Genomic DNA, 11,659 nt, shown 5'->3' with positions numbered 1-11,659 from the left:
ACCCAATCTGGGCAGCAATGCTGGCACCGAAACGATGGGGAAAATTCAACATCGCATCACGATGTGCTTTTCCGAAATCATGCGCTGCTTTCTTCACTTCTTCCCGATCAACCGTTGTCTCACGCAAACGTTCAAGCGCAATCTGTTCGCTCTCAAGCGCAACTTGCATCCTCTTGAGTTTGATTTCGTATTCATTGGCTCCATTCATGGAGTTCTGTTTAATCTTTGCACATGTCTGACTGGCAGATTGTAACCGCTTTGTGGGGTTCTTATTCCATATGGCTCTCGCAACCGTTTCATTGACCGAACCATCCGCAAAAAGTGCCTCATCAAATTTGCCCGTTTTAAATCGAGAGACAACAGCATTGGGAGACACACCCATCTTTTTGGCAAACGCACGAACCGATATCCCCTCACGACCCTTCTTGTTCATTCCATATTGTCCGTTTTGAATAGTTTATACAAATACTGTGCGCCTTAATTTGTTTACGGCATCATATTTTTGGTATAGGCAAAATACACAAAAGAGCACTGTATAAGCCAAAGAGATGTTCAATGACTGTCAAAAAAACCTTTAAAGATGTACATAGTTACACAAAAGAAGACTCGGAAGCTGTGAACTCGCCACCACTCACAGATGAAGAACTTGCACGCTTAAAACCAGCTAAAGAAGTTTTACCTGCTTCCTTTTTCAAGTATATAGAAGAAAAGCGCCATAAATGTAGGCGCTTATCAATTAACCTCTTAAACAATAGTAGCTCAAAGTCTTAATTACTCTTGAAACTATTTTAATAACAAGAAACTAACGCAAGTCGTGCTTTTACAATGATTTTCAACAATCGGATTCTATCTCTTCTTCACCAACGTAAGTTGGAATAACAATGGTTCCATAATCTTGTTCAGAACCATCTGGCATTTTGATGCGCGCCTTTTTCATACCAATAATAGCGTTAGTGGTAACAGAAAAAACTCTTTTGTGTTTATCATCATTTTTATCGTCCTCTGCACTCCCATCTAATTCGCGATAACTACCACAACCCAACAAAACACTTTGTGCACCAAGTAATACAGCACGACGAACATTTTTAATACGAACAGGTGCATCATTCTCCAACTTAACGCCATTTGTTACATATAAAGATTCACACAAGATAACATCCTTATACACACCTACAATGACATCTCTAATACCTTCTCTATCATTAACTTCATCGAAAATCGAACTCCCCTCAAAAAGATTAGCGTCTATCTCTCCTACCTTATTTTCCTTCCACTCTGCAGTAGCACGTAATTGATCAACTTGTGTTGGATAAAGATATATAACATACATATCCTTATTACCGACATGTATAGGTCTAATCTGAGGATCAGCATTTTTTGCTATTTCTACAGCTCTATCAATGAATCCAAAACTCATCTTATGTTCATCTTTATTTTCCAACTCTTCTTCTTTTGTTACCCCTTTTGGCAGAAGAATACGCTTGTTGCTTGGAGACGTTGGTTCATTAAATCCATAGTGATAAGGCATAATATTGTCGATAAATCGCTCTCCAAAACTTACCTCTTTCGCTGTATACCCACATGCCTGAATAAAAAACATTATATTTATCCATCCGACAAGCCAACCATCAAGACCGTCGTTAGCCATATCAGAAAAATTACAACTCTCTGACGACTCTTGATCGTCAATCAGCTTCTGCGGAAATTGTTTAACCCAAAGCTTCTCCTCTTTTATGTCTCCGCAAAATTTCAAGGTAAAAGTAATCTCATCTCCTGAATCCTTATTTATCTGAATACAATTATCAGCATGAGGAAAACTTGTTACAAAATGACGAATATGATTTCTAACGTTTAAATCATCTCTCTTTAAAATTTTTTCTATATTCACTTGCGAACAAACTTTTTTTATAATTTCACCTCTAATATAAATGATAGTGAAATATTTTATCTGATTTAGGATTATCTATAAACTCAAATAGATGCTTATAAAAAACTAAAAAGCATTTATTATTACACGTAATGAAGTAAACAAACAAAGGCTGAAAATTTAATTTCAGCCCCCTTTGTTTTTTAACGGTAAGACTAAGCCACTTTTGTAAGTGGGCTTTCTGAACTAGGAGCGTAAGTTTTTAATAAAGGATCAATACCCCGAGGAAACTCTGAATCCCCAAAATCTGTAAGAACTGCCAAAAGTTTAATAATGTGTGTGTCTTTCTTGATTTTTGAAACCAAAGCTTTTTCTACTGCACTCATGGTATTAACTATGGCAGTGCATTCCTCATCTTCGATACCATCACGATTGCAAAGCTTAAACAACACCATCCACAAGTCACACAAAGAATCGATACTAGTATTCATTGCACACCTCCGTGGATTTGTTCTCTTAAGCATGCCAAACCTTTTGTGGTGATCTTTGTTGAAGGAAGCACTTTCTCTGTTCCATCAGGTCTTTGAATGGTAATGGTTGGGCAATCCATAAGCCCCCTCTTGATCTTATCTTGATAAGGCAACAATGGAGAACTTGGAGCACGGCGATAAACCCAGTCATGTCCGCGTAAGTAATCAATCAAGTCTTTTGGTCGTACTTCTAATACCTTTGCTGCTTCAGTAAGACCAAACAAACCATCGGAACGTGTTAAACCTTCAAGTACTTTTACCTTTGGTTCTAATTGAGCAATGATCGTGTCTTTACGTTCGTTTTCATTGTTTAAATGCGTTAAGACACCGAGCAAAACTTTAGGATTCGAATAGTCAATTTGCAGTGCAGATACTTCCTTTGCACGTCGTTCGCATTCGATAAAATACTGTCGTGCTTGTTTGCCTTTCTCATTACGCTCTACCATGGCAAGCTCTTTTGCCATGTCTAAAGTGAGAGCGTAATCTTTAGAAGGACGACCTCCTGAACTTTCGCTCAAAAATGAGCAAAAGTCATACTCTTCTTGAAACTTATAATCTTGAATGCGTCTGATAATCCAATCTTTAAAATTAGTTTTCACTTCCAAAAACGCATGTAACTCACGCGCGTTAACTGTTTGAACAGTCTCCTATCCAATCGCTTGTTTTGATATTGGTATGAGGGTATTCATGATGAACTCCTGTGTAGTTAGATGTTTTTGATCGACACCCTTAGAGGATGTCGGGTGCTCAAAAACACGGTACACAGTCCGCCGTTACGCTTTTCCCATAAAGGGTATTGTATGGCGTAACCACACCCGACAAACCACTATATGCTACAAGCATATAATGAGTCAAAATCTTTCAATTTGCGAGAAAAGATTATTTCGGTAATCTTCCGCTGTGTATTTTTAAAGTGTTTTTGAAGCACCTGATTCGACAATAGACATCTTATTGCCATATTGTCAATAGGTGAAAATCGTTTCCTGTTAAAATAATTTCTGCTGTACAGCCTGTGCATTAAAACTGTACAGTCTGCACATTAAAAACATTTATTCTCAATGACTTATGTGTACAATGTACAGTCAATTTTAAAATTCTGTCGCTAGCGATAGTTCGCGCTAGCCTGCCCCGCAACACTCCCTAACCCGCTGGGAAGTACCTTTCTTATTGATTTCATTGCCTTTTTTCTTAAAACCGCAAAACATCATCGATAATCTTGCCTTAAAAATTAACAGCACAACGTACAACATATAGACATCGCTCAAGAACGTGCTCTCGCCTTATTCTTGGCAGCATACTCCTGACGAGCAAGTTGTATCTGTATATTTTTGGTTAATCTTTCATTGGCATATTCTGCAATAGAACTTGCAATCTCTGACTGAGACATGACCTCTGCAATGGAGAGCCCCTCTTGTTTTGCAATGGGGAATTGGTCTCCGTTTATTCTTTGGAACACGTTACCCCCCATCTTCAAATGAACACACTGGGGAAATTTTCCACCTTGAATAAAACCATGAGGCAGAATTTTTTTCGTTCCAAACATCATGTAAGTCACGCCGCGTTTTGTTTCTTTTGCCTTAAAAAATTTAAGAGGCAATGGTGTTCCTGAACCAACAATATCCGCTTCAGGGAAGTTCGTTGTTGCCTTTGATTTAATGTAAACACCTCTCTTAACGCGTTTTACTTTGGCTGATGCAACTTCAGAAACTTTCCGTTCTGTAAAACGCTCAACTTGCTTTGCCGCAGTATTCACAGCATTACGAAGTGCCCAATTAAGACGGGGTGCTTTAAGATTGGTGAAGGTATTTTCAACCTGCTGAAGATACCACTTTTGATGAATAGTTAACTTCAAGTGCTAAGCCTTCTTTGTAGAATCTGTTGATGGCTTAGAAGCTTTAACTACTTTTGATGATTTAGAATCTTTAACTACGTTAGATTTTTCGGAAACAGTCGTTTCTCTCTCTTCTTTCCCGTTTATTTCTGTATCCTCTTTTTGCTCATCAAGTTTTTCTGCTGCGTCTGTATCGGAAACAATAATCTCTGTATTCTCTTGCTCACCTATCTTTGTCTCTTCTTTCTGCTCATCAAACTGCTCCTGACAAAGCCTCACAGCATTGGCACGTTTAAGACGAGAGTACACCGCATGAGAAGTCTCAACGAATGGATTATCTGGAGTTGAAGGTTCAAAACGGACGATGTCTTTATTATCACCCAAAACACACATTGGTTTAGTGATTACTACTTTCATAGCCACTCCTTTTAAGAGATTATTTAATGACATAATTGGTCATTTATTTACTTTTGTTATTTGAAAAAAAGAAAGAGCCCGTTTCCTTAGGAAAACCAAGCTCTCTAGCCACATTTAAGGCTTAATATTTTACCAATTTTTAAAGGGAAAATCTGAAATCTGGACACAATACAACCAGTGCAGTAATGTCATTAAATACGACTTTTTATGCTATGTCAACATAAAAATCTAAATATTGTATTTTTTCTATCTAAATTTAGTATTTTCAATAAAAATTAAAGTCTATTTTTCTTAATCTGTATATATATTTTTTCTATGTCCAACAGCTAAAACCAATACAACAAGCTCTTTGTCGTAAAGATCGCATAGTATCCTATAATCCCCTACGCGATACCTCCATAAACCTGATAATTGTCCCCTTAAAGGCTTACCCAATACACGCACATTTTCAAGGGGAGCAATGCGCTTATCTAAAAAATCAACAATACGACGCGCTTCTTTTTTATCGCATTTTTTTAAAAAATTGAGGGCTTTCTTTTCATATCTAATCGTCCAAGCCAAGCTCTTTCCTTACTTCTTCAGAACTGTAAAAAGTAGCATCTCCATTTCGAACACGCTCTCTTACTTTAGAAGCTAAATAATAATCTTCCGCCTCTTCTATTCCACGTTCAATAATCTCGCGCAAATAAAAAGACTTTGTGCGTCCTGTTTTAACAGCCAAGTTGTTCAAGCGCGTTTCAAGATCGCTTGGCAAACGAATAGATATTGTCATAACGGAATCCTCATTCTTGTATTCAATGTAATACAAATACAATGCGTTGTACACAAAAACGTTTCACATTATGCTTTTCACTTTTTTACAGTAAAATACTTACACAACTTTTGCTTATAAAAACTCTGTGCTCGCAACCTGAAGTCGGATCAAGTAATACTTCACTAGATATTGCCCCACTTCATTACAATAGCTCTCTCCCAACAGCTTTAGTATTCAACCACTCCACATCCTCATCACTGAAATCAGCTAAAGGATCACATTGAGCTAACAGTTCATCAAGAATGTAACTTGGTAATATCTGTGATTCCATAATCAAATCAACCTTAGCATTTCCAACGAAATGATTTAAACTTAATTACCTAAATATTCAGTTCATGACGTGCTGCTGTTGCCAAAAAAACAGACCTTGTTAACCCTCTTTCTTGTGCACAATTATCAATAGCACGCAAAAGCCCCCGTTCAATAGATATATTAGTGCGCACTACTTCAGCATCATTTTCAATAAAGGGAACTTGTATCAAAAAAGCCCCTTCTAACAAAGCGGCTTTAACAGCTTTTTGCTGTATTACTTCTTCAAATTTTAAAGGAATTGGCAAAGTATCCATGTCCTCGCAATATAGTTGAAGAGCTTCGGTTGCATTTGCAATTAAATCTTCTTCATGATCGGCAGCAGAAAAAAGTCCCTTAAAATCAGGAAACTGAACACCAAAAGCAGAATCTTCATCTTTATGGACAAGAGCAAAAAATCTTCTCATTATTCTTCTCCTTTTTTTAACCAGCCTGCTTGTTGTGCAATAGAACGCGCCGTACCTATCGGAAGATTTTTCTTAGGATGAGGAACAATAACCACCTTCCCATCTTTTTTTAACTTATGGTGTGAACCCTTTATTTTAACAAGTTCGAAACCATCACGCTTTAATTTTGCAATGATCTTTCGGCTATCTTGTTCCACTATACGCACTCATTATGTGTAAATATTTACACACTTTAACAATTTTTAATCTGAAGTCAATTTTTTAACAGTAAAACACAAATGAAATGCGCTAAAAATGATGCACAATAAATCAAAATATTGCTTTAAGTTTATACCTTTATGCGTTTTTGTGAAAAGTGTTTATGAAGCGCATTGAGAATAATACGCAATGAATTAACGAGATATGACAATGATTGATCTTCTACAACAAGATATTGTAGCGCTGCATAAAAATTATGTTGGCGATATAAATATTGCGCTTCTTGAATAGCCTCTTGCATGGTCAAAAATTGTTGTGTTGCCATTTCGACCCATTTTTCTCTTGCATCATCATCAGAAGTTGTAGGCATTTCATCATAAATTGCACTAGGCAATGCTTTTGCACACAAATAATTGTTTCTCACTTCAAGATATTTTTGTGCAGCATTATACTGATCTTGACTAATGCCTGCTGCATTCTGTTTATATCCAAGCAAACAAAGTCGCCCGATATAAGTGCCAGAAAGTGGGTTCTTTGCCTCTTCTATGGTCAAGCCAAAGTGCTTAGCACGCATCTCTATAGTCAATTGATTAGCAGGCTCACGTGGTGTTTTGGCACGTGAAATTCGTCCGTTTTTCTCTCTCATACATCCTTCAATCCGTGGGCGTCCACGTTTTTTATGTTTTCTTCTTTTTGCCATATTTTCTCAATCAAAATGGAATGTCGTTATAAGCAGATATGGTTGTGTGATTTTGTGTCGGCACTACATTGGTAGAGTGTGAAACAGTAGTATCAGAGGCATCACTATCTTTCTTTGCATCAAGCAAATACAATTCACTTTTAAACTGTGGCAACACAACTTCTGTAGTATAGCGATCGATACCTTTTTTATCTTGCCATTTACGTGTCTGTAATCGTCCTTCGATATATACCTTGCTCCCTTTTTTGAGATATTGCAGAGCAATCTTTGCAATGTGAGGATTAAAGACAACGATTGAATGCCATTCTGTTTTCTCTATTTTCTGATTGGTGTTTTTATCTTTATAGCTATCGGAAGTTGCCATCCTAAAATTGACCACCTCTGTTCCAGAATCCATTGTTTTGCTTTCTGGATCAGCACCAAGACGTCCGATTAACGTCACCTTATTTACCATATTTTTATGTCCATTAAATTTGCGTTTTATACGGAAATTATTATAGCATAATCTGCTTATTTTTACAATATTTTCAATGCTATATTATTAATAATTAACATATAACATTATGTTTTATAATGCTAATCATCCAACACTTGATTTACACAAGCTCATCGTGTATCGTGCCAAGTATCAAAAGGAAAATACATGGCAATCGTTAGCTTTAAACATAAAGGATTAAAATTATTCTTTGAGAAAGGTGATCATAAAGGTATACAGCCTACACACGCTAAAAAATTAGCAAATATTTTGGTGATTTTAGATACAATATCTGCGCCTGAACAAGTGACAATTAAATCATATCGTTTACATGAACTTACTGGCAATTTAAAAGGTTATTGGTCAATGCGCATTAATGCAAATTGGCGTGTTACTTTTCGCTTCATTGGAACAGACGTTGAGCTTGTTGATTATCAAGACTATCATTGATATTTGAGGTATTATTATGATGTACAATCCTCCACACCCTGGTGGCATTTTAAAAGAAGAATTGCTGGATGAATTAGGTTTAACTGTAACGGAAGCTGCACATCGCCTCGGTGTTGCACGCTTAACTTTATCACGTGTTTTAAACTGTAATGCAGCAATTAGCATCAACCTAGCTTTACGATTGGAAAAGGCTGGTTTAAACGACGCTGAATTCTGGCTCAAATTGCAACAAAAGCATGATCTATGGCAAGCACGGCATAAAAATCCAATCACACATGTCGCACCTTTAGAACAAACAGGGCATTTTTAGAAAAAATTTAAAACAGTTTCTTTCGGTTTTGGTTCATACTATTTCCTCTACTTATTTCTGCCCAATAAATATCCTCTATAAAAACTATTTTAAACTTTTTTTGCGATTTGTGATTGACTGTCGAACTTTTTTGTGCGATATTGGTTTCTTGTTTAGTATATATGGTAATCTGACTAGCGAAAGAAATATAGAGTTTAAAATTTAATGAATAGAAAAAAATTTCTCAAATTGTTACGGAAAGAGGCAAGAGAAAAAAATGTTCCCTTTGCTGTGAAGTTTAATAGAGGAAAAGGATCGCATTGTACGGTGTATTTTGGAAATAAGGCAACTACCGTAAAAAGCGGTGAATTAACTCCTATGTATATAAAAAAAGTGAAAAAGCAGTTGGAAATAATATAAGTCTATTTACTCTGCATAATATTAAAACAAAAATAAAGGTGTATATTTAAAATTTAATACCTTTATAAAGTTTCGTTTGTGATAAAATGAAAAATTTATAGGGGGATAAAGTATGGAATACACATATTATGCAAAACTTGAAGCTGACCCAGATGGCGGCTTTATAATAACCTTTCCAGATGTACCAGAAGCAATAACAGCTGGAGAAAATCGAACTGAAGCATTAGAAAATGCTGCTGAAGCTTTAGGATTAGCATTACGCAGCTATCCTATGCGCGGTCTGCCTTTACCTAAACCACAGCAGTATGACGAACTGGTAGCTGTAACGGTAGATGCTTGGAATGCCTTTAAGTTAGCAGTAATAGAAGCCTTTAATGAAGCTAATATCACAAAAACAGAATTAGCTAACCGTCTCGGTAAAAAAGAAACAGAAGCAAGACGCATTCTTGATCCAAACTACCCAACTAAGCTTCAAACATTAGAGCAAGCACTAACAGTTCTTGGTAAACAGGTCGTTATTACAATTAAGAATGCGGCTTGAACTGCCTATCTATCCTTTGAAGAGTCAAGGATATTTTTAAGGTTAAGAGGAACATAGAGATGAAAGACCGTAATCATGATGACGCAATGGCTGAAATATTCCAGAATGATCCTGAAACAGCAGCAGCTACCCTTGATGCAATCCTAGCTGATGGCACAACCAAGGTGAGCTACTTGTAACGCTTCGCCAAATAATGAAAAATCCTAATAAATTAACGATTGAGACACTGAAAAAAAGCAACAAAGGAGAAGATGTATATATCGCAAAAGATATAAATGATCTATTCTGAAATTTGGGGATTTAAGGAAAGCCTTTACCTCACGTTATAGAGATCGTCCCCTTAAAAAGGAAACTGGTGTAGTTTTAAAGATATACATATCGAGCCAGATTAGATTTTGATTTACAAAATTAGTGATGATGAAATACGATTTGAACGTACAGGAAACCATTTCGATTTATTTAAGTAATGTTCATTTAAAATGTGATTTAACTTTCTTTTTCAGCTGTAGAACTAAAAATAAATATGATTCTAGCTATTTTAATTTCTTCCCCGTTTTAAAAACGAGGAAGGTATTTTGTATTTCTTTAAATAAAACTAAGCAGCTTTAGTAACAGGATTTTCTAAAACTCGTTTTGCCTCTGCAATTAAGGCTTTATAGCTTTTGTTTTCTTCTTCTAACCTAAAAGCCTCAACAAGACGTGCATGGATTGGTCCCAAAAGATACAAAGCCTTTTCAGCAGGCTTCATCTCATCCCAATAGTGTGGCAAATCAAATCGTGTGTCACGATCGCAATCAGCAGGTTGGCTTTTTAGCCTTTTCTCGCACTCAATGAAATAGCAACGAGCTTCTCTACCTTTCTTATTGTTTTCAATCATGGAAAGTTCTTTTGCTACATCTAAGGTAAGGTGGTATTCCTTGCGATTATGACCGCCTCTTCCTTTGCTTCCCAAAATAGGGAAGCAAATAAAATCTTGATTTTCAGTAAAATTGTATTTGTTGATACGTTCAGTAATCCAGTCCGCAAATTTTTTACCTACTTCTAAAAACGCATGCAATTCACGTGCATTTACTACTTGAACAATTTCTTGATTAACCATTTGTTCTGATATTTTTATGAGAATATTCATAATTGAACTCCTATCGATTAGATGTTTTTGATTGACACTCTAAAGGAGTGTCGGGTGCTCAAAAACACGGTCGATAGTCCGTCGTTACGCTTTTCCCATAAAGAGTATTTTATGACGTAACTACACCCGACAAGACCACTATATGTCATAGACACACAACGAGTCAAAGCCTTTAATGTGCGGAAAAGAGACTGTATCGGCAATCTATCCGCTATCGATTTAAGGTGTTTTTGAGGCACCTGTTCAAAAACAGAACATATTCCAGCATTATTGTCAAGCAGCATTTGACTGTTTCATTTTCTTTTCAATACTCTTGTTAATCTCATCTATGAGCGGTTCATAATTGATAACAGTTCTAGGCACTGCACCTCCGTAAATCCATGCTTTTACTTGCGCTTTGGTACTGAAGTCTGCATTATTCGGCATGTCATGATATTGGCAACCATCGAACTCTTCATACTCTCTTGTGCCATCTTCATGCTCATACAGATTATAAAAATACTCGGCACAACCAAGTCCCCACGGGGCATAACCAATAGCTGTTGCAATAAACTTTTTTTGCACTGGTTGTTTACATTTTGTTAAGAACAAATGTTTTAAAATTCGCATGTTTAAAATCCTTTTCTACTAATGGATTTATTTGCTTAGATTGAACCGTACAATGTGGTCTTAGATTTTAATTCTTTATGGTTGTTCTCCTAAAAATCTTCCATCGCGTTGTACGGTGCATTTTTGTCGATTACGATGCCGATCTGATGCACAAATAATCACCACTTTGCACTAATTTGCTCTTTTTTCCTCTTGATTCTGAACAAGCGTAAATGATCGGAAGTGTTCTTTTTTTTCATCGTTTTTTGCACGTGTATTCAAAACAGCCTTGCGAACAACCCTCGCTTTTGTCAGAAGACTATTCTCTATATCACGACACAATCTCACAAGCTCACGCGTACTTGGAAAAAACGTATCGGATAAACCTTCTATCTCATCACACAAAATCCGTTTAACCGCTCGCATCAGTGACCATGCCGAAACTGTTTCGAGCACCATTCCATAGGTCAGCGCTATCCCCGCATGATCTGCATTTTGCGCTATTTTTAAACCACACGTAAGCATGCGAATAGCCTTTGCAATGTCCTCTTTTTCAGCTTTCACTGTAAACAGCTCTTGAAGCCGATCATAAGCCTCTAAAGCAAACGTTTCCTGCTGTTTGGTTAACTTACTGCCGTCCTTCAAAACCAGAGGAAAACTCGGAGCGGTCATTTCACGAATGTGCTTTAAAGTA

18 protein-coding genes and 2 pseudogenes are annotated in these 11,659 nt (G+C 36.6%); 4 read left to right on the top strand and 16 right to left on the bottom strand.

Annotated features, from left to right (window positions below):
* Positions 1 to 433: hypothetical protein (locus tag ACMFKV_RS06650; RefSeq protein WP_413154835.1), on the bottom strand; the 433-nt coding region annotated here is incomplete at its 3' end.
* A 122-nt stretch (positions 434 to 555) separates the two neighbouring features.
* Here ACMFKV_RS06650 and ACMFKV_RS06645 point away from each other — a divergent pair.
* A pseudogene (locus tag ACMFKV_RS06645) lies at positions 556 to 720 on the top strand (BrnA antitoxin family protein); the annotation flags it as partial.
* Between the two features lie 112 nt (positions 721 to 832).
* Here the strand turns inward: ACMFKV_RS06645 and ACMFKV_RS06640 are convergent.
* From ACMFKV_RS06640 to ssb, 12 genes and pseudogenes are all read right to left on the bottom strand, one after another.
* Positions 833 to 1,888, bottom strand: coding sequence for a phage capsid family protein (locus ACMFKV_RS06640; protein ID WP_413154834.1), 1,056 nt, complete (start codon positions 1,886 to 1,888; stop codon positions 833 to 835).
* A 194-nt stretch (positions 1,889 to 2,082) separates the two neighbouring features.
* The gene (locus ACMFKV_RS06635) at positions 2,083 to 2,358 is read right to left on the bottom strand and encodes a hypothetical protein (RefSeq protein ID WP_413154833.1); all 276 of its coding nucleotides are present in this window, start codon (positions 2,356 to 2,358) and stop codon (positions 2,083 to 2,085) included.
* A pseudogene (locus ACMFKV_RS06630) lies at positions 2,355 to 3,086 on the bottom strand (antA/AntB antirepressor family protein). Before ACMFKV_RS06630 ends, ACMFKV_RS06635 begins: the two are co-directional and overlap by 4 nt.
* 572 nt (positions 3,087 to 3,658) lie before the next feature.
* Positions 3,659 to 4,249 (bottom strand): hypothetical protein, encoded by a 591-nt coding sequence (locus ACMFKV_RS06625; protein WP_413154832.1) that lies wholly within the window; start codon positions 4,247 to 4,249, stop codon positions 3,659 to 3,661.
* A gap of 3 nt (positions 4,250 to 4,252) precedes the next feature.
* Positions 4,253 to 4,645, bottom strand: a complete 393-nt coding sequence (locus tag ACMFKV_RS06620; protein WP_413154831.1) for a hypothetical protein — start codon at positions 4,643 to 4,645, stop codon at positions 4,253 to 4,255.
* A 291-nt stretch (positions 4,646 to 4,936) separates the two neighbouring features.
* Positions 4,937 to 5,206, bottom strand: a complete 270-nt coding sequence (locus ACMFKV_RS06615; protein ID WP_413154830.1) for a type II toxin-antitoxin system RelE family toxin — start codon at positions 5,204 to 5,206, stop codon at positions 4,937 to 4,939.
* Positions 5,190 to 5,417, bottom strand: coding sequence for a type II toxin-antitoxin system RelB family antitoxin (gene relB, locus ACMFKV_RS06610; RefSeq protein ID WP_413154829.1), 228 nt, complete (start codon positions 5,415 to 5,417; stop codon positions 5,190 to 5,192). Before relB ends, ACMFKV_RS06615 begins: the two co-directional genes overlap by 17 nt.
* Before the next feature lie 184 nt (positions 5,418 to 5,601).
* A complete protein-coding gene (locus tag ACMFKV_RS06605) occupies positions 5,602 to 5,730 on the bottom strand; it encodes an AbrB/MazE/SpoVT family DNA-binding domain-containing protein (protein ID WP_332060807.1) in 129 nt (42 codons plus the stop codon).
* Between the two features lie 49 nt (positions 5,731 to 5,779).
* A complete protein-coding gene (locus ACMFKV_RS06600; protein ID WP_413154828.1) occupies positions 5,780 to 6,175 on the bottom strand; it encodes a type II toxin-antitoxin system HicB family antitoxin in 396 nt (131 codons plus the stop codon).
* The gene (locus ACMFKV_RS06595; RefSeq protein WP_332060805.1) at positions 6,175 to 6,372 is read right to left on the bottom strand and encodes a type II toxin-antitoxin system HicA family toxin; all 198 of its coding nucleotides are present in this window, start codon (positions 6,370 to 6,372) and stop codon (positions 6,175 to 6,177) included. Before ACMFKV_RS06595 ends, ACMFKV_RS06600 begins: the two co-directional genes overlap by 1 nt.
* A gap of 131 nt (positions 6,373 to 6,503) precedes the next feature.
* Positions 6,504 to 7,073, bottom strand: coding sequence for a hypothetical protein (locus ACMFKV_RS06590; RefSeq protein ID WP_413154827.1), 570 nt, complete (start codon positions 7,071 to 7,073; stop codon positions 6,504 to 6,506).
* A gap of 10 nt (positions 7,074 to 7,083) precedes the next feature.
* Positions 7,084 to 7,527, bottom strand: a complete 444-nt coding sequence (gene ssb / locus ACMFKV_RS06585) for a single-stranded DNA-binding protein (RefSeq protein WP_413154826.1) — start codon at positions 7,525 to 7,527, stop codon at positions 7,084 to 7,086.
* A gap of 189 nt (positions 7,528 to 7,716) precedes the next feature.
* Here ssb and ACMFKV_RS06580 point away from each other — a divergent pair, with 189 nt between their 5' ends.
* From ACMFKV_RS06580 to ACMFKV_RS06570, 3 genes are all read left to right on the top strand, one after another.
* Positions 7,717 to 7,998, top strand: coding sequence for a type II toxin-antitoxin system RelE/ParE family toxin (locus tag ACMFKV_RS06580; RefSeq protein WP_413154825.1), 282 nt, complete (start codon positions 7,717 to 7,719; stop codon positions 7,996 to 7,998).
* Between the two features lie 16 nt (positions 7,999 to 8,014).
* On the top strand, positions 8,015 to 8,308 hold the full coding sequence (locus ACMFKV_RS06575) for a HigA family addiction module antitoxin (protein WP_413154824.1): 294 nt from the start codon (positions 8,015 to 8,017) through the stop codon (positions 8,306 to 8,308).
* A gap of 511 nt (positions 8,309 to 8,819) precedes the next feature.
* On the top strand, positions 8,820 to 9,248 hold the full coding sequence (locus tag ACMFKV_RS06570) for a type II toxin-antitoxin system HicB family antitoxin (RefSeq protein WP_413154823.1): 429 nt from the start codon (positions 8,820 to 8,822) through the stop codon (positions 9,246 to 9,248).
* Positions 9,249 to 9,843: 595 nt separating this feature from the next.
* Here ACMFKV_RS06570 and ACMFKV_RS06565 read toward each other — a convergent pair.
* The 3 genes from ACMFKV_RS06565 to ACMFKV_RS06555 all read right to left on the bottom strand — a co-directional run.
* Positions 9,844 to 10,377 (bottom strand): antA/AntB antirepressor family protein, encoded by a 534-nt coding sequence (locus ACMFKV_RS06565; protein WP_332060797.1) that lies wholly within the window; start codon positions 10,375 to 10,377, stop codon positions 9,844 to 9,846.
* Positions 10,378 to 10,650: 273 nt separating this feature from the next.
* Positions 10,651 to 10,986 (bottom strand): hypothetical protein, encoded by a 336-nt coding sequence (locus ACMFKV_RS06560; protein WP_413154822.1) that lies wholly within the window; start codon positions 10,984 to 10,986, stop codon positions 10,651 to 10,653.
* Between the two features lie 171 nt (positions 10,987 to 11,157).
* Positions 11,158 to 11,659, bottom strand: a 502-nt coding sequence (locus ACMFKV_RS06555; protein ID WP_413154821.1) for a hypothetical protein, incomplete at its 5' end; no start/stop codon positions are given.

The sequence above is a fragment of the Bartonella propinqua genome (assembly GCF_047263965.1).
Taxonomy (GTDB): Bacteria; Pseudomonadota; Alphaproteobacteria; order Rhizobiales; family Rhizobiaceae; genus Bartonella.
This window is presented reverse-complemented; position numbering and strand designations above follow the sequence as displayed.

What these genes read in the sequence shown, in the direction of transcription:
- ACMFKV_RS06600 (WP_413154828.1), bottom strand. Translation starts at nt 6,175, where the DNA reads ATGAGAAGATTTTTTGCTCTTGTCCATAAAGATGAAGATTCTGCTTTT.
- ACMFKV_RS06605 (WP_332060807.1), bottom strand. Translation starts at nt 5,730, where the DNA reads ATGGAATCACAGATATTACCAAGTTACATTCTTGATGAACTGTTAGCT.
- ACMFKV_RS06590 (WP_413154827.1), bottom strand. Translation starts at nt 7,073, where the DNA reads ATGGCAAAAAGAAGAAAACATAAAAAACGTGGACGCCCACGGATTGAA.
- ACMFKV_RS06620 (WP_413154831.1), bottom strand. Translation starts at nt 4,645, where the DNA reads ATGAAAGTAGTAATCACTAAACCAATGTGTGTTTTGGGTGATAATAAA.
- ACMFKV_RS06575 (WP_413154824.1), top strand. Translation starts at nt 8,015, where the DNA reads ATGATGTACAATCCTCCACACCCTGGTGGCATTTTAAAAGAAGAATTG.
- ACMFKV_RS06580 (WP_413154825.1), top strand. Translation starts at nt 7,717, where the DNA reads ATGGCAATCGTTAGCTTTAAACATAAAGGATTAAAATTATTCTTTGAG.
- ACMFKV_RS06565 (WP_332060797.1), bottom strand. Translation starts at nt 10,377, where the DNA reads ATGAATATTCTCATAAAAATATCAGAACAAATGGTTAATCAAGAAATT.
- ACMFKV_RS06560 (WP_413154822.1), bottom strand. Translation starts at nt 10,986, where the DNA reads ATGCGAATTTTAAAACATTTGTTCTTAACAAAATGTAAACAACCAGTG.
- ssb (WP_413154826.1), bottom strand. Translation starts at nt 7,527, where the DNA reads ATGGTAAATAAGGTGACGTTAATCGGACGTCTTGGTGCTGATCCAGAA.
- relB (WP_413154829.1), bottom strand. Translation starts at nt 5,417, where the DNA reads ATGACAATATCTATTCGTTTGCCAAGCGATCTTGAAACGCGCTTGAAC.
- ACMFKV_RS06570 (WP_413154823.1), top strand. Translation starts at nt 8,820, where the DNA reads ATGGAATACACATATTATGCAAAACTTGAAGCTGACCCAGATGGCGGC.
- ACMFKV_RS06635 (WP_413154833.1), bottom strand. Translation starts at nt 2,358, where the DNA reads ATGAATACTAGTATCGATTCTTTGTGTGACTTGTGGATGGTGTTGTTT.